This is a genomic window from Streptomyces sp. NPDC048636, assembly GCF_040650655.1.
Lineage (GTDB): Bacteria > Actinomycetota > Actinomycetes > Streptomycetales > Streptomycetaceae > Streptomyces.
In genome coordinates this window covers 248,506-271,089 of the sequence record NZ_JBEZHR010000005.1, presented here as the reverse complement: position 1 = coordinate 271,089, position 22,584 = coordinate 248,506, and the positions used below count along the sequence as shown (strand labels likewise).

The window sequence follows — 22,584 nt, the reverse complement described above, 5'->3', positions numbered from 1 at the left end:
GGGGGGTTGGAGCAGCGTGCGGTCGCAGGACCTTTCCGGGGTGGTCAGAGGACCTTGCTGAGGAAGGCGCGGGTGCGTTCGTGGCGCGGGTCGCGCAGCACCTCCTCCGGTGCGCCGGTCTCGACCACGGCCCCGTCGTCCATGAACACCAGCGAGTCACCGACCTCCCGGGCGAAGCCCATCTCGTGGGTGACGACGACCATCGTCATGCCGTCCTCGGCCAGTGCGCGCATCACCTCCAGCACCTCTCCGACGAGTTCGGGGTCGAGTGCCGAGGTGGGCTCGTCGAAGAGCATGAGGTCGGGCTTCATCGCCAGCGCGCGGGCGATGGCCACCCGCTGCTGCTGGCCGCCGGAGAGCTGGGCGGGGTAGCTGTGTGTCTTGTCGGCGAGGCCGACGCGGCCGAGCAGTTCCGCACCGCGTTCGCGTGCCTGCCGCTTCGGCTCCTTCCGGACCTGGACGGGTGCCTCGATGACATTTTCCAGCGCGGTCATATGCGGAAAGAGGTTGAAGCGCTGGAACACCATGCCGATGCCCTGGCGGCGCCGGGAGACGGCCTTCTCGCTCAACTCGTGGAGCCTGCCGTCCCGTTCTTCGTAGCCGACGAGTTCATCACGGACGTACAGACGTCCCCGGTCGATGGTCTCCAGATGGTTGATGCAGCGCAGGAAGGTGGACTTGCCGGACCCGGAGGGGCCCACCAGACACATCACCTCGCCGGGTGCGACGGTCAGGTCGATGCCCTTGAGTACCTCCGTGCGGCCGAAGCTCTTGTGCACGCTCTCGGCTCTGATCACCGGTGATGTCAACGTGCTTTCTCCTCACGGTGGTTCCGGGCGGTGCGGTGGTTCCGGGCCGCGGCGCGCAGCCGCTGGAGCGGGGTGGGCGGCAGATCGCGGCTGGCGCCGCGGCCGAAGCGCCGTTCCAGGTAGTACTGGCCGACGTTGAGTACGGAGGTCGCCACCAGGTACCAGAAGCAGGCGACGACCAGTAGCGGCACCTGCTGGAAGTTGCGTGAGTAGATGCCCTGGATGGAGGTCAGCAGCTCGGGTACGGCGATGGCGAAGACCAGTGAGGTGGTCTTCAGCATGGAGATCGCCTGGTTGCCGGTGGGCGGGATGATGATGCGCAGCGCCTGCGGCAGCACGATGCGGCGCAGGGTCTGTCCTCGGGACATGCCCAGTGCCTGGGCGGCCTCGCTCTGGCCGTCGTCGACGGAGGTGATGCCCGCGCGGACGATCTCGGCCATGTATGCCGCCTCGTGCAGTCCAAGGCCCAGGACGGCGGCGGTGAGCTGGGTGATCAGGACGTTGGTGTCGGCTTCCACGAACGTCGGGCCCCAGGGGATGCCGAGGCCGATGGTGGGGACGATCGCGGAGAGGAAGTACCAGAAGAGGAGTTGGACCAGCAGCGGGGTGCCGCGGAAGAGCCAGATGTAGCCCCAGCTCAGCCGGGACAGTACCGGGTTGGCGGACATCCGCAGGACGGCGAGGAGGACACCGCCCGCGATACCGAGTGCCATGGCCAGGGCTGTCAGCAGCAGCGTGGTGCGCAGCCCCTCCATGATCACCGGTGAGAAGAGGAACTCACCGACGGTTCCCCACTGCATACGGGGGTTGGTGATCCAGCCTTCCAGGAGGAAGACCAGCAGGAATGTCACGAGGACCGCGGTGACGCGCTGCCCTGGGCGGCGCACCGGGACCGCGCGTACGGGCCCTGCGGCGGCGTCGGCGGAGTCGGCGCGGGTGAGGGTTTCGGTCATGCCGCACCCCCGTTGACCGTGGCGCGCTTCAGGGCCCCGGAGGGGATGTTCCACTCCCGGAGGATCTTCGCGTAGGCGCCGTTGTCGATGAGCTTCTGAAGGGCACCGCGGACAGCGCGTACCAAGGTCCGCTCCTCCTTGTTGATCAGGATTCCGTAGGGCAGGAAGCGGTACGGCTCGCCGGCCGTGCGGAACCTGCCGTGCGACATCTGTGCCTGGTAGACGACGGTGGGGGTGCCGCCGACGAACGCGTCGGCACGGCCGGTGGACAGTGCCTGGAAGCAGCCGACGGAGTCGGGGAAGACCAGTTTCTCCAGCTCAGGCTTGCCGGCGGCCGCACACTTGTCGGCCTGCGCCGCCACATCGTCCACCTGTGAGGTGCCCTGTTCGACGGCGACCTGGCTGCCGCACAGGCTGGTGAGGGAGTGGATGTTCCCGGCGGCCTTTCCGGCGGCGAGGATGGAGCTGCTGGTCTTCATGTAGTCGACGAACGTGACCTGCGACTGGCGCTCCTTCTTGTCGAGCATGGCCTGGATGGCCACGTCGTAGCGGTGGGACCGGACGCCGCCGATGATGCTGTCGAAGTTCGCCTGCACCAGGTGCACACGGACGCCCAGGATCTGGCCGACCGCGCGGATGAGGTCGGGTTCGGCGCCGATGACGGTCTTGTTGTCGATGTCCAGGAGGGACAGCGGCGGATAGTCGTTGCCGACCGCGGAGATGAGCGACCCTTTGTCGCGAATGTCCGGGGGGAGCAGGGCGCGGAGTGCGGGGTCGACGTGCTGCTGGGGCACCTTGGATCGATGGACGGTCGCGGTGCCACCACAGGCGGTCACGGTCGGCACGAGCAGCGCGGCGATCGCGAGGGGGGTCGCGGCGGCGGCGCGAGCTCGCGTATGCCTTCCGGGCACGGTGCCTCCCTTCTGGGCTGCTGGGTGAGGGGTACCGGCGGAGGGGCTGGTGGGCACCCAATCTGCGGGATCGCGGGAGCCCAGGCAAGAACAGGGAGAATGAACGTTTCCGGCCAGGGTGTTAAGTTCATTTGATGCTCACCCCGTCGCAGCTCCAGGCGATATACGAGGTGGTCGCCCAGGGCTCGTTCCGTACCGCCGCCCAGCGCCTTGGCTACACCCCCTCCGCCGTCTCCCAGCAGATCTCCACCGTCGAGCGCGCCCTGGGCGTCGCACTCTTCGAGCGCTCACCGCGCAGCGTGCGCCCCACAGCGGCCGGTCTCCAGCTCGCCCGGCGGGCGGGACGGCTGCTGGCCGACCTGTCGGCGACGGAGAACGAGATGCGCGCCTACGCCGCCGCCGAGCGAGGGCGGCTGAGGCTGGGCAGCTTCTGGTCCGCCGGTTTCCGGCTGGTGCCGACGGTGCTGACCGGGTTCCTCCGCGACCGGCCCGAGGTCGACGTCCGCTACGAGGAAGGCGACCCGCAGGTGACCGTGCCCGCGGTCCTGGAGGGGCGGCTGGATCTCGCCGTCATCTTCGAGTACGGCGTGGTGCCGCACAGCTGGCCCGAAGGCCTGGAACACACCCTGGTACGGGAGGAGCCGCTCTATCTCCTCCTGCCATCCGGCCACCCCCTCGCCGGCCGACCGCACCTCCGCCTCGCCGACCTGCGGGAGGAGCGCTGGATCAGTTACCACCAGGACACCGACGCCGCCCGCTGCCTGCGCCACATCTGCGCGGCCGGTGGCTTCCAGCCCGAGGTGCTCTTCCGTACGAACGACTACAACCTGCCCCACGAACTGGTCCGGCAGGGCCTGGGAGTGGCCATCGCACCGGAACTCGCCATCATGGACACCACCACCTCACCCGACGCCTCCGGCACCCACCTCGTCCGGCTCACCGACCCCACCCACACCCGCCGGGTCTATGCCACCCGGCGCACCACCGACCCCAACCCCTTCCTCCCCCAGGCCCTCGACCTGCTGCACACCGCCGCGGCCACCCTGCCCGAGCGTGGCGAGGGGCGAGGCCCCACGGTCATCGGCTAGCCGATGTCGACGGCCTCCACCGCGGCGGGGACGAGTACGACCTCCTGCGGTGTCCAGCAGTCCGAGTACTCGGTGGCCACTTCGGCCGCGCACCCCCGGCACACGAGGTTCGGGCCGTCGCAGCCGTCCAGGCCGCAGCAGCCGTTCCGCCGTCCGCGCAGCGAGGTGAGCTCGGTGCCGTGCACATCAGCCCGGGCCAGGACGACGCCGTTCAGCCCGGCGCGCTGGAGTCCCAGGGCCGCCCCCGCGGCATGTGGCCGGAAGACGCGCTCCGCGGCGTGCGGCGGATCGTAGGCGAAGGAGCCCGGACACAACCGCGGCGGGCACTCCTCGCCCTCCGGCAGCATGTAGGGCGCCGGGGCGTCGTCCGCATCGGGCAGCGGCACCTCTTGTACGGGGACGGTGAGGTCGCCGTGACAGCGGCGGCAGCGGAAGACAACCATGCGCGCCATTGTGCGATCCCGGGCAAGCGCGGTGCTTCCGAATTTCCGGGCGGCCCGTGGCCCGTCGTCGAGCGCCTCGGCCGGACCCACCCTTGCCGTATGAAGGTCAGCGGCCATCAGCTCGTCTGGGAATTGCGTGCGCGTGTGAAGGCGTCAAGGATGATTTCCCGGAACGCCAGCGCACCGGGCGAGCTGCCGGACTCGGGCGTGGCGATCACGATACGACGCACCAGCTTGGGCGGTCCGACGCCGACGACGCTCACCGCGGGCCCGGGGGTCTCGGCCTTTGAACGGGGCATCAAGGCGACACCCAGCCCCGCCGCCACCAGTTCACGGACGGTGTCGAGTTGCAATACCTCGATAACGATCCGCGGCAGAAAACCCGCCTTCTTGGCAGCGGCCCGAAGGGTCCGTTGGGTGCCCGAGCCACGGTCCAAGGTAATGAAAGCCTCCGTGCCGAGTTCCGACATACTCACGACGTGGCGGCGGGCAAGCCGGTGCTCGAGAGGAACAGTCAGCACGAAATCGTCTCTGGCGAGCTCATCGATGGTCAGGCCAGAACGATGACGCTCGGGCGCCTGAGCTATGGCAAGGTCGATCGCCCCGGCCGCGAGCTCATCGAGCATCGTGGTGGTTGTCAGCTCGCGAAGGACGAACCGGACGGCCGGGTAACGGCGCCGGAACGTGTGGATGAGCGCCGACAGCTGAACTCCGGGCAGTGATTTGAGGGCGGCGACCGTGAGATCCTCGGTCACTTCCTCCATCGGCGTCCCCATATGCCCCTCGATCGCGTCCACTTGCTCCAGAATCGGCCGGGCAAGCATCAGGAGTTGCTCTCCCGCCGCGGTCAACTCCACGCGGCGTGACGTCCGCTCGAACAGGCTTCGCCCCAAGGCGCGCTCCATCTCGCGTATCCGTTGGGACACATGCGGTTGAGCGACCAGCAGCCGCTCGGCCGCGCGAGTGAAGTTGGCTTCCTCGGCCACGGCGACGAAGTATTGGAGATCCCGAATTTCCATAAGTTGAGATTAACGCAGCGAATACATCGCCGCATACTTGAATAATCGATAACCCTCATTTATGGAACGAGTCGGATCAGATCTTGGACGCCTTTAATGGAACCGGTGAGGATGCGAACGAGGGGGGCGTCGAACCGAGCACCGGGGCCGGGGCCCCGGAACTCAGGCAGAAGAAATTAAGGTGGAGACATGGACAAAGAGGTCCGGCAAGCAATCGATCGCGTGTTCGATCTCCAGCGTGACTATCGATGGACCGCCAAGGTCTCATCAGCCGCGCATCGACGGTCGATGCTCGAAAGGCTGCGGGCCGGTGTGCTGCGGCATGCCGACCGAGCGGTCGAGGCGCTCTACGCCGACCTGGGGAAGCCGTCAGGCGACACACAGGCGCACGCGGAGATACACAACATCGTCGATCACATCGACCGGGCGCTGGAAGAGCTAGAGAGCTGGATGGTGCCGATCGATCTCGGTCCCTCGCCGGACTATCCCGGCGCCAGCGTACGGCTGGAGTACGAGGCCCGTGGGGTGGTCCTGATCTTCGGGCCCTGGAATTTTCCCCTCCAGCTCGCGTTGCAGCCACTCGTACCGGCGATCGCCGCGGGGAACACCGCCATCGTCAAGCCCAATGAGATGTGTCCGGAGACCTCGAAGGTCACGGCAGCGATCATCAGAGAGGCCTTCGACGAACAGGAGGTCGCCGCGATCGAGGGCGGCGTCGACGTGGCCGACGCGCTGCTGGAGAAGCCCATCGACCATGTCTTCTTCACCGGGAGCCCGACTGTCGGCAAGGTGGTCATGGCGGCTGCCGCCAAGCATCTGGCGTCGGTGACACTGGAGTTGGGCGGGAAGTGCCCCGGGATCGTCGACGGGACAACCGATCTCGTCGAGGTCGCGGAGCTGGTGGCGGAGGGACGCCAGTACAACAGTGGGCAGATCTGCCTGGCCGTGGACCACCTCTGGATCAGGGAGGACCTGCGCGACGACTTCCTGCGCTCCTACTGGGAGGCGGTCGATCGCAAGCACTATCGCGACGGCGCGTTCGACCAGAGCACCATCTCCCGCATGGTCGACAAGCGCAACGCCGACAGGGTGCAGGCGTACATCGACGACGCCGTGGCGCGCGGAGCCGTGCTTCCCCGAGGCGGCCGGGCCACGGACGGAAGCGGCAGCTTCGAGCCCGCCGTGCTGCTCGATGTCCCGCTGGACGCCCGGGTGATGCGGGAGGAGATCTTCGGCCCGGTCCTCCCCGTCCTGACCTACCGCGACATCGCGGAGGTCACGGGCTTTCTCCAGCAGGGGCAGAAGCCACTGGCGATGTACATCTTCAGTGAGGACAAGGAGTTCGTGGACACGGTACTGCGCGGCACCTCCTCCGGTGGTGTGACCGTCAACGGCTGGGCCTCGCACTGGGGTGATTCGGCCCTCCCCTTCGGGGGCGTGAACCACAGTGGACTGGGCAGCTACCACGGCCTGTTCGGGTTCAAGGAACTCTCACACGAGCGCGCGATCCTCGTGCACTCCGGAGAGGACGGCAAGAGCGCGAGGTCGGCGTGGGACCGCCGTCTGATCGTCCCGCCCGCCACATCGGTCGAACCGCCGTCGGCCGACAGGTGAGCTGATCGTCGATGACCGAATCATCGAGAACAGGCGCGGCAACGGAGTACACCGTCCACGGCGACGAGTTGAAGCGGGACTTCGGGTTCTGGTCGGCGTTCGCGCTCGCGTTCGCGTTCATCTCGCCCATCATCGGGCTGTACACGATCTTCGCTCTCAGTCTCTCCACCGCCGGGCCCGGTTTCTGGTGGGCGATCCCGCTCGCCCTGCTCGGGCAGTTGCTCGTCGCGGTCGTGATGGCCGAGGCCGCCTCCCGGTGGCCTCTCGCCGGGGGCGTGTACCAGTGGTCCAGGAGACTGATCGGGGCCACCTACGGGTGGTTCGCCGGGTGGGTGTACATCTGCACGCTGGTGGTGGCGACCGCGACCCCTGCCTATGTCGGGGCGTCCTTCCTCGCACCGCTGGTGGGGATCCACAAGCCGGACAACACACAGCTCATCGCCCTGTCACTGGTCATCCTCGCCGCCGCGACGGCGATCAACGCCCTCAACCGCATGGGGCTGCGCCTGATCACTATCGTGAGCATCTCCGCCGAAGTCCTCGGAAGCCTGGTGATCGGAACGATCCTGCTGCTCTTCTACCGGGAGAACAGCCTCTCCGCCCTCTTCGACGGCGTGGGTGACAGCGGGCTGACCATGTCGGGCATGCTCGCCGCGGTAGCGATCGCCGGCTGGGCCTTCGTCGGTTTCGAGTCCGCGGGGTCGGTGGCCGAGGAGACCGTCGACGCGTCACGGACCGCCCCCAGGGCCATCGTTCTGTCGCTGCTGATCGTCGGGCTCGTGGTCATGTACTCGGCGCTCGCACTGATCCTCGCGATACCGGAGCATTCGCTCGGCAAGAGCGCCGATCCCATCACCGACACACTCTCCGCCCAATTGGGTTCCGGCATCACCAAGCCGTTGTTCGCCATCGTCGTCATCGGGTTCATGGCCGGTACGGTCGCCGGCCAGGCATCGGTCTCACGTGTGATCTTCGCCTTGGCACGTGATGAACTGCTGCCGGGCCACCGGTCCCTGACCCGACTCTCACGACGGCAGCAACTCCCCTGGATCGCGGTGCTCATCGTGACGCTGGCGGCCGTCCCGATGCTGCTCCTCACGGGTACCGATCTGTATGTGACCTTGTTCAGCCTCGCCACCGGCGGGTTCTATGTGGCTTTCGCGTTCCCGGTCGTCGGCATGCTGGTCGCCCGGCTGCGCGGGCAGCGGACCGCGCGGTCGTCGCGCCTCGGCGGATACGGCCTGCCGATCAACGTCGCCGCAGTCGCCTGGCTGGCGTTCGAGATCGTCAACATCGCATGGCCCCGGCACGACGGGGCGCCCTGGTACCAGAACTGGAGCGTCACCCTCATGCTCATCGCCATCTTCACCGGAGGCGCGGTCGCCTACCGGTTCGTACGCAATGCCGTCAGGCGGCTCGACCAGCCTCCCGGCACCGCCCCCGAGTACACACAAAAGCCACCCCGTCACCCCCGAACCACGGAGGAAGCCCCCAAGTGACCGGCACATCATCATCTGAACCGCTCTGGGTGCGGGACGTCGCCCCGGGCGCAGGAGCGTCGGGACGTGTTTCCGCCGGACAGGCCCTGCGCATCATCGATCTCGAAGGTCAGCAGGTCGCGGACCTGGTCGCGTTCAGCGCCGAGGATCCCGGCGAGCACCTGGACGTCACCTACACCACGTTCGCCGCCGAGTCCTGGCAACTGGGGAAGGACAGCGTGTTCGTCACCAATCGCATGCGTCCGATATGGACGATGACCGAAGACACCTGCGGCGCACACTACGCCGGCGGTGGCTTCTGCTCACGAGAACTCAACGCGCTGTTCGGGGTCGACCAACCGGGCTGCTACGAGACCATCCTCGATGAGCTCCGCCACCTCGACGCCCCCACGACGGGGCTGAACCCGGCCAGCTGCTTCAACGTGTTCATGAACTTCCCCTACGGCGCCGAAGGCGAGCTCAAGGTACAGGAGTCACTTTCGCGGCCCGGAGACATCGTTGAGCTGCGGGCCGAGATGGATCTGCTGTGGGCGGTCTCGGTCTGCCATATGCCGGGCCCGTGCAATGGACCGCACCCGACCCCGATGAGGTTCGAGCTCTATGGCTGACACAGAAGCAGGCCGACTCCTGGCGCTGATGGAGCGCTTCGCGGCGGCCTGGAATCGCCACGACATCGACGCGCTCATGTCCTGTATGCATCCCGATGGGATCTACGAGGCGTCGACCGGCGCTGATCGTGATGGGGAACGCTTCAGTGGCGCGACAGCGGTCCGCGACGGCTACCAGTCGCTGTTGGACCGGATGCCGGACGCGCGATGGCTCGACGCACGCCACTTCGTCGCCGGGGATCGCGGGGTGACCGAATGGACGTTCACGGCGACCAAGCCCAACGGTGCCCGTATCGAGACCGACGGCTGCGACCTGCTGACGTTTCGCGACGGTCTGATCGTCCGCAAGAGTTCGCTACGTAAGATCCGTCCCGACCAGCCCGCCGACTGACCCGCCTCCGTGAGCTCGCTGGGCTCACGGATTCGTCCGGACGACGAAGTGCACGACCGCTGCCCCGGCCCCGCCCCTTCTCTGTGTGGGGGCGGGCCGGGGCAGCATCGTCGCCGGCGGCCGAACACACGGCCGTGCGGCCCGTCGTCCGCGATTGACCGATCACGTCAGGGTCAGGGTGCGCGTCTGTGTGAAGAACTCCCGGGAAGCCAGGCCCTGTTCGTGTGGTCCGAGCCCGGAGGCGCGGCTGCCGCCGAACGGCGCGTGGTAGTCGGCTCCGGAGGTCGGCGCGTTGATTTTGACCATACCGACCCGTAGTTCGTCGCAGAAGGTCATGGCCGCCTCGAGATCGGGGGTGAAGACCGACGCGACCAAGCCGTACGTGCCGTGGTTGGCCAGTGCGAGGGCTTCTTCCCGTGAGCGGGCGCGTACCACGGCGGCCACGGGCCCGAAGACCTCCTGTTCGAAGAGCACATCGCGTGGGCTGCCGACGTCGACGAGCGTCGGGGTGACGTAGGCACCTTCCCGTCCGTCGACGGCCGTTCCGCCGGTGATCGTGCGACCGCCACTGCTGGCGACCGCCGCGAGCACCGACTCTCGCGCGGCGGAGTCGATCAGCGGTCCGATGTCGGTGCCCGGCAGTGCGGGGTCGCCGACCTTCAGCTCCTTCAGACGCTCGGCCAGGAGGTCGACGAACGCATCGCCCAGTGGGTCCTCGACGATCACACGACTGGTCGCCGTGCACTTCTGACCGGCGTAACCGGTGATCGCGGCGGCGATGGTGGAGGCCGCATGGTCCATGTCGGCGTCACGAAGCACGACCGACGGGTTCTGGCCGCCCATCTCGCACTGCGCGGCCACTCCCCGCGCACTCGCTCTGGCGGCGACCGAGCGGCCGACGGCGGTGGAACCCGTGAAGGACACGGCCGACACCGACGCGTGGTCGATGATCGCTTCGGCGATGTCCCGCTCGCCGGTCAGCATGTGCAGGACGCCGTCGGGAAGAGTCTCCTGTGCCGCGGCGGTGAACCGTCGCGCGACACCGATGGCGGGGGATGCCGGCTTGAGCAACACGGCGTTGCCGTAGGCGAGCGCGGGTGCCGCCTTCCACACCGGTATGGCCAGCGGAAAGTTCCATGGGGTGATCATTCCGATGACGCCGACCGGGTAGCGGCGCGACAGTACCCAGCCACGGGTGGTGCCGGAGGGCAACGTCTCGCCGTCGGGCAGCATCGTGAGCCCGGCGTAATAGCGGAGGATGTCGAGGGAGCGGACAACTTCCGCACGGGCTTCGCCGATCGGCTTGCCGACCTCCTCGCAGATCAGTGAGGCGAGCGAGTCAGCTTCGGAGGACAGACGGTCGGCGAAGGCCATGAGGGCCCGGCCGCGCTCGCCCGCCGGCAGGCGAGCCCAGGCTCGCTGTGACTCCGCCCCGCGGCGCGCGGCGTCGTCGACTTCCCGCGTGCTGCTCGCCGGTATCCGGGCGATTTCGACGAGCGGATGCGCGGGGTTCACGCTGACGATGTCGGTCACGGTGTCTTCTCCAGGGAGTGGGATGGATGGAGAGTGGATGACGGTCCGTCCAGCCAGGCACGCAGCTCCGGTCCGTGTTCATCGAGGTGTGGTGGCGCGAGCCGGGTCCGGGGCGGAGTTGCGCTGAGCCCGATGGGCGACCGGACCGATGCGAAACCATCGAGGCGGTCGATGGCCTTGAGCCCGAGTGAGTCCGCCAGACAGAAGGCGCCGGCGAGGTCGTTGACCGAACCGCAGGGCACACCGGCCTTCGAGAGCACCGCGGTCCAATGTCGCCGGTCATGCCGGGCCAGAGCGGTCACGAGTACCGGACGTAGTGCATCGCGGTGGGAAACACGGGCCTCGTTGGTGGCGAAGCGCGGATCTCCGGCCAGTGCGGGCACACCCAGCGCACCGCAGAGCGCGGCGAACTGCCGGTCATTGCCCACACAGAGCATGAGCGGTCCGTCAGCGGTGGGGAAGGTCGAGTACGGCTCGATGCTCGGATGCGCGTTACCGGAACGGGCCGGGACGACGTCCGCGTTGAGGTAGGCGGACGAGTGGTTGGCCAGCGCCGACAGGACGCTGTTGAGCAGCGACACGTCCACGCGCTGGCCGCCCATCCCGTTCCGCCGGGCGTGCAGGGCGGCCAGGATCCCGGCCAAGGCGTTGAGGCCCGCCAGAACGTCGACGACCGCGACCCCGGCCTTGACCGGGTCGGCGTCCGCGGTGCCGGTGACGCTCATCAGCCCGCCGACCGCCTGTACGACCGCGTCATAGCCGACCATCCCGGCGCCCGCCTCCCGGCCGAAGCCGCTGATGGAGCAGTAGACGAGATCGGGGTTGAGCCGACGGGCGTCCTCCCAGCCGAAGCCCAAGCGGTCCATCACGCCGGGCCGGAAGTTCTCGACGAGCACGTCACTGCGTTGGATCAGGCGCCGGGCGGCCTCCCGGTCGGCCGTGTTCTTGAGATCGAGGACCAAGGACCGCTTGTTGCGGTTGGCGGCCAGGAAGTACGTGGCATTGCCGTCGGGGGCGTGCGGCGGACCCCACTGTCGTGTGTCGTCGCCGCCCGGTGGCTCGACCTTGATGACATCGGCGCCGAGATCCCCGAGGGTCATGGTGACGAGCGGACCTGCCAGGACCCGGGAAAAGTCGGCGACCCGAACGCCGGAAAGCGCTGATCCGTCCACGCGTGATTTCCTTTCGCTTCCCCATCGTCAACGATCACTCGACGATGACGGCGGGCGGCGCTTTTGACACCGCGCTCGGTTCGACCTGTCTGATTCAAATCCTCACAGATCCGGTCGGAAGCCTCCAAGACTTAATCCGACTGGTTCCATAAGCGGAGAGGGCTAGTGCATATACCCATGGCTCGAAGCCGATCGAGGTGGCGAACCCATCCCTGTACGCTGCGCCTCATGACCTCACCACTCGTGTTGCTCGAGAGCGATGGCCCGCTTCGCACAATCCGCCTCAACGCACCGGAACGCCGCAATGCCCTCGATCTCGACCTCCTCGCCCAAATGGCAGCCGCAATCGCCACGGTCAAGGCCGACGCGGATGCTCGTGCCCTGATCGTCGCCGGTGCCGGGAAGGCATTCTGCGCGGGAGCCAACCTGGAGAGCATGTTCGGCGACATCACCCGGCCCGTTCACGAACTGCGCGAGCATCTGAAAGGTGTCTACGCTTCGTTCCTCGGCCTTCGCGAACTCGAGATCCCCACCCTTGCCGCCGTCCAGGGTGCGGCCGTGGGCGCCGGGCTCAACATCGCCCTCGCCTGCGACATCGTCATCGCCGGACCCCGCGCCGCTTTCGGACCGACCTTTGCCGAAATCGGCCTTCATCCCGGGGGCGGATGTTCCTTCCTGCTGACCGAACGCATGGGCGCAGCCCACGCGACCGCGGCGCTGTTGTCGGGCGATGTCATCAAGGCCGACGATGCCGTGCGACTGGGCCTGGCCAACCTCCTGGCCGAGGATCCCGAGGAGAAAGCCACGGAGCTCGCTGGTCGGTATGCGAGCCGCGCCAAAGAACTCAATGCCCACATCAAACGGTCGGTACGGATCGCGGCGACGTCCGACCTCGAAACCTCGGTCGACTTCGAATCGTGGGCGCAGGCATCATCGGTGGGCAGTGATGAGTTCCAGCGCTACCTGGATGAGTTCCTCAAGAAATGACGGTTGATACTCCACGCTTATGGAACCAGTCGGATCAAGTCTTGGCCGAATTCGATGGCATCTGTGAGGATGTGAATCGGACAGGTTGAAAAGAAAGCGCAGCGCCGATAGCGCCGCTCCGTGAGGCCCCGCCCCCGTCGGACGGCAACGCCACGTAGCGGCCCTGTCGGATCGGCCGTACAGCCCCGTCACCGGCACCAGGAGGGGTCACCGTGGTTCACCCAGCTCGCCCCTCACCTCCGCGTTCCGGTACCGACCGGATAGCCCGAAGCAGGCACGTCATGAGCCATCCAGCCCTCCCCGTAGACACCCTCCTGGATTCCGGCACCACGAGTCGACTCCTGCCTCTGCCGCAGATCCCAGAGGGACTCTCGATCGTTCGCCGTCACGCCGAAGCGATCCTGGCCGACTGGTCGGTGCCGGGCGACGTCGCTGATGACGCTCTCCTCGTGATGTCGGAGCTCGCCAGCAACGCCCTTGCCCATGCCCTCCCTCCCGCCACCCTGCGCCTGACGCTGAACCGGTCCCCCGAAATGAGCACACTGGGCATAGCCGTCGTGGACGGCGGACCCTGCCACGCGACGCAGAGCGAAGAGCGCCCTCCGGAAGAGCACGGTCGGGGCATGGCCATTGTGGCCGCTCTCTCGCAGCAGCACGGTGCGCATGTTCATCCGGGCGGCAGCACGCGGTGGGCGGAGATCAGCACTCGGCAGCTGGGCCGGTGCGCCCGTCTCCCCGTGTGAGACGGGCGCACCGGCCCACCACCAAAATCAACCGGCATCGTGGCGGAACAGGGCCGTCCACAGAAAGGGCTCCCCGTACAGCGCGGACTCGGCCGTCTCGTCGCGCATACGGCGCAGTTCGACCTCCTCGAGGTCGGAAAAGATCCACCGCAGTGACTCCGCGGTGTACGCGAGTCCGCCGTGCAGCCGGGACTGGCGGTAGAAGTCGATGTCGGGAAGCTCCGACCCCATCCCCCGCTCACCGGCCGCGAAGCAGGTCAGGGCGAAGTGGCCGCCAGGGATCAGAACACGGTCCAGGAGCGCGAGGTAGCTGAGGCGGCGGTGCGGGGGCAGATGGTGGAAGCAACCCGAGTCGTAGACCAGGTCGTACGGACCGCCGAGCCCGCCCTCGATGAGCTCGAAGACATCGCCGTGGTGGAACCGGACCCCGGACCCGGCCTCACCGGCCCGGTCCTCCGCCCAGGCGAGGGCCTCCGAGGAAAGGTCAACCGCGTCCACCGTGAACCCTCGCGCCGCCAACTCAAGTGCGTTGCGCCCGGGTCCGCACCCCACGTCGAGCGCTCGGCCCGGCGCGATCAGGCCACGGTCGAGATACGACACCAGGTTCTCATCGGGCTTCGCCACGAAGAACGGCACCGGCCTGGACCGGTCCGCGTAGAAACCGTCCCACCAACCCGCCCCATCCGCCGACCAACGGTCGGCCTCCGGTTCGAACAGCCCGTCCAAGAGCTTCAAAACGTCGTCCACCGTGCGGATTTTCCGGTCCATCCGGCCCCCCCCTCTCCGAGGTGCCCAACCTAGGCTGCTACAGCACAAACGGCCAGCTCAACCGGTACGTGGACATGTCGCGCACACGCGTCGGACAGCCCCGGAGCAAGGAGGAGGGCCCGGTCCCCTCCCCCTGGGCGCGGTTCGGCCCACAGCCCCATGGATGGCCACCTCGGGCCAAGTCTGGAACTCCCCGAGGGGACTTTTTCACGAACGATTCAGCCGCCAGACCACTTCGATCCCGCTGCCCGAGGGAGCCGCGGGCGCCGTTGCCCGCGTGCGCCGGACTTCGGTGAAACCCAACCGCCGGGGTATGGCGCCACTGGAGGTGTTGGCCAGGTCATGCGCGATTTCCAGGTGCGCCACATCCGGCAGGGTGAACATCTCGGTGACCAAGGCCGCCGTCGCCCTCGTGGCGATGCCTTGGCCGGTGGCGGCAGGGTGCAGCCAGTACCCCAGGCGCCAGCCCTGAGGTTCGGCCCCGGGGGAGGCCTGGCACATGCCGATGAGAGTGCCGCCCTTGGCGATGGCGTAGTTGTACACCTCACCGCTTTCCCACTTCGACTCGGAGTTCGCGAGGAGGTCTCGGGTGTGCTCCTCGCTGTGACGGGCGACCCACGGTTCCCAGGGGCGCAGGTGGTCCAGGGACTCCTCGATCAGCTTGAGTGCCGGGGCGAAGTCGCTCCGCGCCTGCCAGCGTCGTAGGACGAAGTCTCCGCACTCGATGATCTGGCTCGGTCGTCGCATGACGTTCACTCCCATGACCTCCGGGGCACCGGGTTCCGGCCGCTCGGCGGCGCCGGTCGCTCAGGGGTCTCGGCGGGGAAGGCGCTCGCGGGTGCGGTAGGTGTGGCGGGCGAAGGCTCACCCGGGTGGCACGACCCCGCCCGCTACGGGGCGTCGGCCTCCGCTGCCGCTGTCCCCTCAGCCAGCTTCTTGAGGGTGAGAAGTTGCTTGCGCATCATGACGAGATCGCCCCAGGCGAGGAGTCGTCGGCGCAGTCTCTGTCGGACGGTTCCCCCGGCCTCGGCGACAACCTTGACGACCAGACGGGAGCCCTCGCCGTGCGGGCGCACGGTATAGCTCACGGCCATCTGGCCGTGCCGTCCGGCAAGGGGTTCGGGGAGTTGACCGGTGATGTGCTCGTCGCTTGTGAAACCGGCGATCTCGAAGACGAGGAGCGGCTGTCCGACGGACAGCTCCGGCGGCGTGGGGAGAAGCGTGTGCGGACTCTTACGGCCTCGGAAGTCGATCCAGTCATAGCTGTACGGAGCGATGGTCAACTGACGGAGCCATCGGAAGACGAGGCGGGGCGGAGCCGCGACATCGACTGCCCGTGTCCAGCCCTCGGACCGGTCCGCCACAAGCCGGTCGCACGGATATGACGCGCTGTGCTCCGCGCTTGTGGCGCCCCAGACCCTCCCGCTCAAGTCCATGTCAGGACCCTATCGGCTGTCATCGACCACCGGTGGGCCGCCCAGGGCCTGTCCGGCGGATCCGGCCGGACAGGCCCTGGGCCCGAGGAGGGCTCAGCGCTTGAGCGTGAAGGTGAAGTCGCCGGAGAGCTTGCCGGTCAGCCGGGCTGCCGAGACGAGTTGCCCCTCCGTGATCAGTCTCTCCACCTCGGCCCGCGAAAGACCGCACCCTTCGGCGATCAGCCGCACCGGCCGGACAGGGATCCGCGCCGCGAAGCGGACCGAGATGTCGATCACCTCGCGGTCCAGATGATCCGATCCGCCGGTGTCGAGGCGCCAGGCGTTGCCCCAGTCGAGAGCGATGCGATTGCGGCGCCGTACGACCGGATCCTGGAGCAACTCGGCTGTCAGACCAAGGTCGTTGTCATGCAGCCGGTCGAGCAGCTCAGGTCGTACGGAGCGCACATTCATCCGTTCCAGGACCGTGAGCTTCGCGGTTTCCCCGCAGGCGGTGCAGAGCACGAGGAGCCAGGCATCGATGAGCTTGTGGTGGGCGTTGACGCGAAATCTACCGTTTGCCCGGAAGCGCTCGGACGCGCAGGCGTGGCAACGGCGGACAACGAGCGGTAGGCGGGTGGGCACGACCACCCAGTTATTGAGCACAGAAGTACACCGGTTTCAGTGAGAAATCCGCAGCAAAAAGGGGCACGGCGCAGAGGCGCGACGCGCGACGATTCAGCGTTTGGGAGGTCTCACACGGTGTACAACGGCAGGTCCTTCATCAGACGACGTGGTGCGGCAGCACGGTAATGGCGCACAGAGACGTTGTGCGACTGATTTTCGAGCGCTTCGCCGCCACGCACACGGGTTCAGCGACGGGCCTGGTGGCGATCGGCACCCAGGCGGGCGTAGTAGTCGATGAGTTCGGGTGCGTCGACGGCTGCCGGATTCACCACCTGTGCCGCAGGCGCGCCCTGGAGCAGGCGTTTGACCGGGACTTCGAGCTTCTTGCCGGTGCGGGTGTGCGGGATCGCGGGGACCTGGAGGATCTCGTCGGGTACGTGGCGGGGTGAGGCGCCGGTGCGGATGGTCCGGCGGATCGTGTCGCGCAGCGCGTCGTCCAGCACGGCGCCGTCGGCGAGGACCACGAACAGCGGCATCCAGTAGCCGCCGTCCGGTTCCTCCGCCCCGATGACAAGGGCTTCGGTGATCTCCGGAAGGCGTTCGACCACCTCGTGGATGTCGGCGCTGCCGAGGCGGACGCCGTTGCGGTTGAGCGTGGCGTCGGAGCGTCCGTGCACCACGACCGAACCGTGCGAGGTGACGGTGATCCAGTCGCCGTGGCGCCAGACGCCGGGGTAGGTGGTGAAGTAGGCGGCGCGGTAGCGACTGCCCTCGGGGTCGTTCCAGAAGTACAGCGGCATGGACGGCATGGGGCGGGTGACCACCAGCTCGCCGACCTGGTCGACGACCGGTCGGCCGTCGGGGCCGTACGCGGCCAGGGCCACGCCGAGGTTCGGGGCGGAGAGCTCTCCCGCCCACACCGGGGTGGTGGACGCACTGCCCGCCAGTCCCGAGACGATGTCCGTGCCACCGCTGGCGGCGGCCACCTTTATGTGACCGCCCACGTGTTCGCGGACCCAGGGGTACACGGAGGCCGGCAGCGCGGAGCCGGTGCAGCCGATGGCACGGACGGCCGACAGGTCGTGGACGGACGGTGTGATGCCGGACTTCGCCATGCCCAGCAGGTAGGGAGGGCTGGTGCCGAAGAGGGTGACACCGTGCCGGGCGGCCAGCTCCCACAGCACATCCGGGCGTGCGAGCGGAGCGGGGCTGCCGTCGTAGGTGCATGCGGTGGCGCCGGTGAGGAGGGCGGAGACCACCAGGTTCCACATCATCCAGTGGGTGGTGGTGTACCAGAGCAGGCGGTCGCCGGGGCCGAGGTCGGAGTGCAGGCCCAGGGTCTTGAAGTGTTCGAGCAGAACGCCGCCGTGACCGTGGACGAGGCCCTTGGGCGGGCCGGTGGTGCCGGAGGAGAAGACGATCCAGAGGGGATGGTCGAACGGCACCGGAACACAGTGCGGTCGCTCGGCGCGGCCCACCGCCTCCGCCCAGGTGACCACCGGCCCGGGGAGCTCGGTCGGCCAGGGCAGACCGACGCGCTCCACCAGGATCGTGGCCTTGAGCGTGGGCAAGGCCCGGCTCAGGGACAGGGCCGCCTCGCGCCGGTCATGGGTGGTGCCGTTGAAGAGGTAGCCGTCGGCGGCGATGAGCACGGTGGGTTCGAGCTGGGCGAAGCGGTCCGCGGCGGCCCGGGGGGCGTAGTCCTGGCCGCAGACCGACCAGACCGCGCCGATGCTGGCGGTGGCCAGGAAGGCGACGATGGCGTGCGGGGTGTTGGGCAGGTAGCCGACGACCCGGTCGCCGCGGCGGACGCCGAGATCACGCAACGTCGCGGCGGTCGAGGCGACTTGGGCGCGCAGGCTGTCCCTTGTCACCTCGTAGCTCGCGCCGGTCTCGTCGAGCGCCACGATCGCGGGTGCGTCGGGGTCCGGGTGGCGCAGGGCGTGCTGCGCGTAGTTGAGGGTGGCACCGGTGAACCAGCGCGCTCCCGGCATCTTGTCCTCGGCGAGTATCCGCTCGTAGGGGGTGGCCGCCTCGATGGCGAAGTGGTCCCAGACGGCACCCCAGAATCCCTCGAGGTCGGTGATGGACCAGTGGTGCAGGGCGGGGTAGTCGGCGGGGTCCAGACCGACACGGCGGGCGAACTCCGCGATGCGGCTGGTCGCCGCCTCGTCCGGGTCGGGGGTCCAGAAGGGTTCGGGTGTGGGCATGGCGGTGCGCTCCTCGTCGAGGCGGGGTCAGGAGACGTACGCGGGGCAGGGGGCCAGCAGCGGAGCCCAGACCGCGGTGCCCGTGAAATCGGCGGCACCCGAGGGGACGGTGTCGAGGACAACACGGTCGGGGCGTAGCAGCACGGCGTCGGCGCGGCCCGCACGGAGCCAGGCGGTGAGGGCACCGTCGGCGAGCATGACCCGTGCGCCGAGCGCTTCGGCCACGGCCCGTACGGATGGCGCCGGGGGTTCGGCACTCAGCACGGCGAAGCCGTCGCCGAGGGCGTCGTCGAGGCGGCCGCGGTGGCCATCGGTGGCCGTGATCCAGGGCTGTGGGCAGAGTGTGCCCGCGAGGCCACGGCCGGGCCGTTTGCGGCGTGTGAGGGGGCCCGGGGTCAGCGGCGGGGTGTGGTGGGCGGAGACCCGCGCGGTGAGGCCCGGGATGCGGCAGACGGCGGCAAGGGCTGTGCGGCGTACGGCGGCGGCCCGGTCCTGGCCGCCCGTCATCGCCCATCCCGCCGCCACCGCGAGCCGTATCATGCGACGGGCGTGGGGGGCTCGTTCGCTCTGGTAGGTGTCCAACAGACCTTCGCTGACACCCTGTTGGAGGACGAGAGCGAGTTTCCAGGCCAGGTTGTGGGCATCGCGCAGGCCCGCGCACAGACCCTGTCCGACGAAGGGCGGGGTCTGATGAGCGGCGTCGCCGAGCAGGAAGACACGGCCACGGCGCCATCGGTCGGCGATCCGGGCGCGGAAGGTGTACGACGTCTGCCGGAGCACCTCGAAGCCCTTGAAGTCGGGCGGTACGTCCACCCACGGCGCCACCAGTGCGCGCAGCCGGGCGCGGTCGGGCTCCGCTCCCGCCTCGGCCAGCCGGAACTCCCAGCGGTAGCGGTCCGCGGCGATGCGCATGAAGGTCGCGGGTTGCGCCGGGTCGCAGACCTGGTCCACACCCTCCCAGGTGCGTACGGGGAGTTGTGTCCGCACATCGAGGACCGTCCAGCGTTCCTCGAAGCGCAGATCCTCCATACCGGCGCCGATCGCCTCCCGGATGAGGCTGCCCGCGCCGTCGCAGCCGAGGACCGCGTCGGCCCACAGGTGTTCCTCGCGGCCCTCGCCTCCCGCACCGCGGAAGGTCACGCGGACCGGCCCCTCCCCCGCCTGCTCGACTCCGGTCACCTCCGTGCCGCCGCGCAGTTCACACGCGGGGTACGTGGCCAACGCGTCCCGCAGCAGCCGTTCGAGTGCGGGCTGGTCGTACAGGCTGGTCTGCGGGAAGCCGTGGTGTCCGTGCGGGGCGTCACGCCGGAACTCGGCTATCACACCGTGCCGGGCGTCAAGGAGCCGCAGACCGTTGGCGGGCCGGGCGACAGCGGCGAACTCCTCGTGGACGCCGACGGCCTGGAGGATCCGGCGGACCTCGTCGTCCATCGCCACGGCGCGCGGCAGCGGGTACAGATCCGGGTGGCGCTCCAGGACGACGGTGCGGACTCCGCGCCTGGCGAGCAGGAGGGCGGCCGTGACACCCACCGGACCCGCGCCGACGATCACCACGGGCACGCGGAGCACGGTGCTCACCCCGCCTCCGCGACCGTGTTGCGCTGCTCACCGAGGTCGATCCGGCCATCGGACGTGGCGATACCGGCCGTGACGACATCGCCCGTGCGAAGATAACGCGGGTTCCTCGCCTGGCTGTTGAAGAACGCTTTCCACTTCACGGCGGGCGGCAGCAGCGCCCCGATCCGCTCGATCGCCTTGGGCGGCGCCTTCAGCGCCGTGCCACCGGGTGTTCCGGTGAGCAGCAGGTCGCCGGGGTCGAGGGTCTGGAAGCGGGCGAGCAGTGTCAGCGCCCGGGCCGGGCGAACGATCATGTCGGCGAGAGTGCGATCCTGGCGCGGCTCTCCGTTGACGGACAGCTTCAGCCGCAGGTTCAGCAGGTGGTCGAAGTCCTCCGGGTCGAGGAGGGTGAGGAAAGGGCCGGTGGGGGTGAAGGTGGGGTACGACTTGCTCTCGTAGAACTGTCCCTTGGTCAACTGGACGTCGCGGGCGCTGATGTCGTTGGTGACGACGAGCCCTGCCACGTACGAGGGCAGGTCCTGTTCGGTGACGGTGGTGCCCACGGGCAGGCGCGCGCCGAGGACGAGACCGAGCTCCACCTCGTAGTCCAGGAACCGGACATGGGACGGCCGCACGATGGTGTCGCCGGGGCCGCTGACCGAGCCGGACGCCTTGCGGAAGAAGGTGGGAGGGACCTTGTCGGTGAAGCCCGAATCGCGGGCGTGGCTGCGGTAGTTGACCATCTGGGCGACCACCCGGCAGGGGGTGGTGACCGGGGCCAGCGCCACCAGGCGGGCGACGGGCGTGCCGGTGGCATCGGAGGCGGCGGCCGCGCGTACGGCGGCGCGGTCGGCGAGCAGTTCGGCGGTGGTGACCGCCTCGGTGTCGATACGGACGGCGTGGCCGGACGGGGTCTCCCCGAGTCGCGCGGGATCGAGACCTCGTGGACGTACCACCCACCAGCCGTCAGCGGTACGCAGGACGTTGGTGCTCATGAGTTCATCCCCTTCATCAGGCCCAACAGGCGGGCGGGGTCGAGTTCGTTGTCGCCGCGCAGGGCCGTGAGCACCTCGCGGAGCTTGGCCGGCGACGGATGGGTACCGAGGAAGTCGCGGGTGACCGGCGGCCCCCACTGGGCGAGGCCACTGCCCGACATGGGCGCCCAGCCCGGTTCGACATCGCAGGAGAACAGGTCGCCGTCGGCGAAGTGCTCCAGCATGAAATGGTCGGGATCGCGCCAGTAGTCGAAGAGCTGGCTGCCCTGGACATGCCGGCCGATGCCCCAGCTGCGCCGGTAGCCGCGCTCGGCCAGGTACTCGCCACCCGCGGCGATCGCGTCGAGGTCGGTGACCTGGTAGGCGGAGTGGACGTAGCCGGTACCGGGCCCCAGGTGCATGGCCAGGGTGTGGTGGTCGACGGCCGAGCCGCCCTGATCGCAGCGGATGAACGCCATCGTCGGGCCCCGGTCGCGCTGCCCGTCCAGGAACAGGAAATCGCTGACGATCATGCCGAGCGTGTCCAGGTACCAGTCCAGGGCCCGGGTGAACACCCGTGTCTCCAGGACCACATGGCCCAGGCGCTGGATACGGGACGGCTCACGGGGCGGGCGCTGTGTGGCGTTCGTACGCGGGTGGCGCATGCCGAAGTTCAGGGTGAGCGCCCGCTGTTCGGGGAGCGCCGGAAGCTCCTCGGCGCAGTGCACGACGCGAACGGTGAAGCCGGAGGGGTCGAGGAGGTCGACCGCCTCGCCGCCACCGGGCGCGCCCGCGTCCCGGAGAGCTCGTATGTCGCGGCCGGTGAGCCGGGCCAGACGAGCCAGGTCGGCCCGTTCGGCGGCACGGAAGGCGGGGCCGATGAACCGGGAGGCGGGGCCCTCGCGGATCACCGCGCAGGGCATACCCGCGTAGGTGCCGCGCAGCCACAGCTCCCGGTCGGTGCGCACGGCGATCGCGAAACCGAAGTCGCGGGCGAAGACCTCGGCCCGGTCCAGGTCGGGCTTCTCGAACTCCAGCCAGGCCAGGTCGGCCACCTTGATGGCGGGGTCGCCGGACCGCCCGGGATGCTCACCGCGAAGGGCGCCCCGCTCGCTGTGCAGACCGCGGTGCGGGTCTTCCCCGGACCGGGCGCCGCTCCGGGTGGCGGATCCGCGGGGCAGGTCCCGCCCGCCCGGCCGGGGGTGCTCGGGGTCGTCGTGGGTCACGGTCACGCTCCTCACAAGGTGCTGGCGGGCGAGCGGGCGA

22 protein-coding genes are annotated in these 22,584 nt (G+C 68.7%); 7 read left to right on the top strand and 15 right to left on the bottom strand.

What is annotated here, in order from left to right; all coding sequences use genetic code 11:
* Window positions 1-44: 44 nt before the first annotated feature.
* The 3 genes from AB0C66_RS16540 to AB0C66_RS16530 are packed head-to-tail and all read right to left on the bottom strand — an operon-like array spanning window position 45 to window position 2,673.
* Window positions 45-809, bottom strand: coding sequence for an amino acid ABC transporter ATP-binding protein (locus AB0C66_RS16540; RefSeq protein WP_362438073.1), 765 nt, complete (start codon window positions 807-809; stop codon window positions 45-47).
* Window positions 806-1,762: an amino acid ABC transporter permease gene (locus tag AB0C66_RS16535; protein WP_362438070.1), complete on the bottom strand. Its 957-nt coding sequence runs from the start codon at window positions 1,760-1,762 to the stop codon at window positions 806-808. Before AB0C66_RS16535 ends, AB0C66_RS16540 begins: the two co-directional genes overlap by 4 nt.
* On the bottom strand, window positions 1,759-2,673 hold the full coding sequence (locus tag AB0C66_RS16530; RefSeq protein WP_362438067.1) for an ABC transporter substrate-binding protein: 915 nt from the start codon (window positions 2,671-2,673) through the stop codon (window positions 1,759-1,761). Before AB0C66_RS16530 ends, AB0C66_RS16535 begins: the two co-directional genes overlap by 4 nt.
* Window positions 2,674-2,807: 134 nt before the next feature.
* Between AB0C66_RS16530 and AB0C66_RS16525 the strand changes: the two genes are divergently transcribed.
* A complete protein-coding gene (locus AB0C66_RS16525) occupies window positions 2,808-3,761 on the top strand; it encodes a LysR family transcriptional regulator (protein WP_362438064.1) in 954 nt (317 codons plus the stop codon).
* Here AB0C66_RS16525 and AB0C66_RS16520 read toward each other — a convergent pair.
* Together AB0C66_RS16520 and AB0C66_RS16515 are read right to left on the bottom strand one after the other, a co-directional pair.
* A complete protein-coding gene (locus AB0C66_RS16520; protein WP_362438061.1) occupies window positions 3,758-4,204 on the bottom strand; it encodes a hypothetical protein in 447 nt (148 codons plus the stop codon). The two genes, AB0C66_RS16525 and AB0C66_RS16520, sit on opposite strands and share 4 nt — an antisense overlap.
* 116 nt (window positions 4,205-4,320) lie before the next feature.
* Window positions 4,321-5,223, bottom strand: coding sequence for a LysR family transcriptional regulator (locus tag AB0C66_RS16515; protein ID WP_362438058.1), 903 nt, complete (start codon window positions 5,221-5,223; stop codon window positions 4,321-4,323).
* A 189-nt stretch (window positions 5,224-5,412) separates the two neighbouring features.
* Between AB0C66_RS16515 and AB0C66_RS16510 the strand changes: the two genes are divergently transcribed.
* The 4 genes from AB0C66_RS16510 to AB0C66_RS16495 are packed head-to-tail and all read left to right on the top strand — an operon-like array spanning window position 5,413 to window position 9,335.
* On the top strand, window positions 5,413-6,837 hold the full coding sequence (locus tag AB0C66_RS16510) for an aldehyde dehydrogenase family protein (RefSeq protein ID WP_362438056.1): 1,425 nt from the start codon (window positions 5,413-5,415) through the stop codon (window positions 6,835-6,837).
* Window positions 6,838-6,848: 11 nt separating this feature from the next.
* Window positions 6,849-8,336 (top strand): amino acid permease, encoded by a 1,488-nt coding sequence (locus AB0C66_RS16505; RefSeq protein WP_362438053.1) that lies wholly within the window; start codon window positions 6,849-6,851, stop codon window positions 8,334-8,336.
* Window positions 8,333-8,944 carry an urea carboxylase-associated family protein gene (locus AB0C66_RS16500; protein ID WP_362438051.1) on the top strand — a complete coding sequence of 204 codons (612 nt, stop codon included), beginning with the start codon at window positions 8,333-8,335 and terminating at the stop codon, window positions 8,942-8,944. Before AB0C66_RS16505 ends, AB0C66_RS16500 begins: the two co-directional genes overlap by 4 nt.
* Window positions 8,937-9,335, top strand: a complete 399-nt coding sequence (locus AB0C66_RS16495; RefSeq protein ID WP_362438048.1) for a nuclear transport factor 2 family protein — start codon at window positions 8,937-8,939, stop codon at window positions 9,333-9,335. Before AB0C66_RS16500 ends, AB0C66_RS16495 begins: the two co-directional genes overlap by 8 nt.
* A 162-nt stretch (window positions 9,336-9,497) precedes the next feature.
* Here the strand turns inward: AB0C66_RS16495 and AB0C66_RS16490 are convergent, their stop codons facing one another.
* A complete protein-coding gene (locus AB0C66_RS16490; RefSeq protein WP_362438045.1) occupies window positions 9,498-10,868 on the bottom strand; it encodes an aldehyde dehydrogenase family protein in 1,371 nt (456 codons plus the stop codon).
* Window positions 10,865-12,040 carry a CoA transferase gene (locus AB0C66_RS16485; RefSeq protein WP_362438042.1) on the bottom strand — a complete coding sequence of 392 codons (1,176 nt, stop codon included), beginning with the start codon at window positions 12,038-12,040 and terminating at the stop codon, window positions 10,865-10,867. Before AB0C66_RS16485 ends, AB0C66_RS16490 begins: the two co-directional genes overlap by 4 nt.
* 228 nt (window positions 12,041-12,268) lie before the next feature.
* Between AB0C66_RS16485 and AB0C66_RS16480 the strand changes: the two genes are divergently transcribed.
* Both AB0C66_RS16480 and AB0C66_RS16475 read left to right on the top strand, forming a co-directional pair.
* Complete coding sequence (locus AB0C66_RS16480; protein WP_362438039.1) at window positions 12,269-13,027, top strand: enoyl-CoA hydratase; 759 nt, start codon at window positions 12,269-12,271, stop codon at window positions 13,025-13,027.
* 281 nt (window positions 13,028-13,308) lie between these two features.
* Complete coding sequence (locus AB0C66_RS16475; protein ID WP_362438036.1) at window positions 13,309-13,770, top strand: ATP-binding protein; 462 nt, start codon at window positions 13,309-13,311, stop codon at window positions 13,768-13,770.
* Window positions 13,771-13,797: 27 nt separating this feature from the next.
* Here AB0C66_RS16475 and AB0C66_RS16470 read toward each other — a convergent pair whose 3' ends face one another.
* From AB0C66_RS16470 to AB0C66_RS16435, 8 genes are all read right to left on the bottom strand, one after another.
* Window positions 13,798-14,538: a class I SAM-dependent methyltransferase gene (locus AB0C66_RS16470; RefSeq protein WP_362438033.1), complete on the bottom strand. Its 741-nt coding sequence runs from the start codon at window positions 14,536-14,538 to the stop codon at window positions 13,798-13,800.
* A gap of 207 nt (window positions 14,539-14,745) precedes the next feature.
* Window positions 14,746-15,285 carry a GNAT family N-acetyltransferase gene (locus AB0C66_RS16465; RefSeq protein ID WP_362438030.1) on the bottom strand — a complete coding sequence of 180 codons (540 nt, stop codon included), beginning with the start codon at window positions 15,283-15,285 and terminating at the stop codon, window positions 14,746-14,748.
* A 143-nt stretch (window positions 15,286-15,428) separates the two neighbouring features.
* Window positions 15,429-15,821 carry a hypothetical protein gene (locus tag AB0C66_RS16460; RefSeq protein ID WP_362438028.1) on the bottom strand — a complete coding sequence of 131 codons (393 nt, stop codon included), beginning with the start codon at window positions 15,819-15,821 and terminating at the stop codon, window positions 15,429-15,431.
* 246 nt (window positions 15,822-16,067) lie between these two features.
* On the bottom strand, window positions 16,068-16,616 hold the full coding sequence (locus tag AB0C66_RS16455) for a DUF1062 domain-containing protein (protein ID WP_362438025.1): 549 nt from the start codon (window positions 16,614-16,616) through the stop codon (window positions 16,068-16,070).
* 206 nt (window positions 16,617-16,822) lie between these two features.
* Window positions 16,823-18,787: an acetoacetate--CoA ligase gene (locus AB0C66_RS16450; RefSeq protein ID WP_362438022.1), complete on the bottom strand. Its 1,965-nt coding sequence runs from the start codon at window positions 18,785-18,787 to the stop codon at window positions 16,823-16,825.
* A gap of 27 nt (window positions 18,788-18,814) precedes the next feature.
* Complete coding sequence (locus AB0C66_RS16445; RefSeq protein WP_362438019.1) at window positions 18,815-20,365, bottom strand: bifunctional 3-(3-hydroxy-phenyl)propionate/3-hydroxycinnamic acid hydroxylase; 1,551 nt, start codon at window positions 20,363-20,365, stop codon at window positions 18,815-18,817.
* Window positions 20,362-21,339, bottom strand: coding sequence for a fumarylacetoacetate hydrolase family protein (locus AB0C66_RS16440; protein ID WP_362438016.1), 978 nt, complete (start codon window positions 21,337-21,339; stop codon window positions 20,362-20,364). The genes AB0C66_RS16445 and AB0C66_RS16440 overlap by 4 nt, the downstream gene beginning before the upstream one ends.
* On the bottom strand, window positions 21,336-22,439 hold the full coding sequence (locus tag AB0C66_RS16435; protein ID WP_362438805.1) for a VOC family protein: 1,104 nt from the start codon (window positions 22,437-22,439) through the stop codon (window positions 21,336-21,338). Before AB0C66_RS16435 ends, AB0C66_RS16440 begins: the two co-directional genes overlap by 4 nt.
* Between the last annotated feature and the right edge of the window lie 145 nt (window positions 22,440-22,584).

Coding starts and splice junctions, on each gene's coding strand:
- AB0C66_RS16535 (WP_362438070.1), bottom strand. CDS start 1,762: ATGACCGAAACCCTCACCCGCGCCGACTCCGCCGACGCCGCCGCAGGG.
- AB0C66_RS16525 (WP_362438064.1), top strand. CDS start 2,808: ATGCTCACCCCGTCGCAGCTCCAGGCGATATACGAGGTGGTCGCCCAG.
- AB0C66_RS16520 (WP_362438061.1), bottom strand. CDS start 4,204: ATGGTTGTCTTCCGCTGCCGCCGCTGTCACGGCGACCTCACCGTCCCC.
- AB0C66_RS16515 (WP_362438058.1), bottom strand. CDS start 5,223: ATGGAAATTCGGGATCTCCAATACTTCGTCGCCGTGGCCGAGGAAGCC.
- AB0C66_RS16510 (WP_362438056.1), top strand. CDS start 5,413: ATGGACAAAGAGGTCCGGCAAGCAATCGATCGCGTGTTCGATCTCCAG.
- AB0C66_RS16505 (WP_362438053.1), top strand. CDS start 6,849: ATGACCGAATCATCGAGAACAGGCGCGGCAACGGAGTACACCGTCCAC.
- AB0C66_RS16495 (WP_362438048.1), top strand. CDS start 8,937: ATGGCTGACACAGAAGCAGGCCGACTCCTGGCGCTGATGGAGCGCTTC.
- AB0C66_RS16480 (WP_362438039.1), top strand. CDS start 12,269: ATGACCTCACCACTCGTGTTGCTCGAGAGCGATGGCCCGCTTCGCACA.
- AB0C66_RS16475 (WP_362438036.1), top strand. CDS start 13,309: ATGAGCCATCCAGCCCTCCCCGTAGACACCCTCCTGGATTCCGGCACC.
- AB0C66_RS16470 (WP_362438033.1), bottom strand. CDS start 14,538: ATGGACCGGAAAATCCGCACGGTGGACGACGTTTTGAAGCTCTTGGAC.
- AB0C66_RS16465 (WP_362438030.1), bottom strand. CDS start 15,285: ATGCGACGACCGAGCCAGATCATCGAGTGCGGAGACTTCGTCCTACGA.
- AB0C66_RS16450 (WP_362438022.1), bottom strand. CDS start 18,787: ATGCCCACACCCGAACCCTTCTGGACCCCCGACCCGGACGAGGCGGCG.
- AB0C66_RS16440 (WP_362438016.1), bottom strand. CDS start 21,339: ATGAGCACCAACGTCCTGCGTACCGCTGACGGCTGGTGGGTGGTACGT.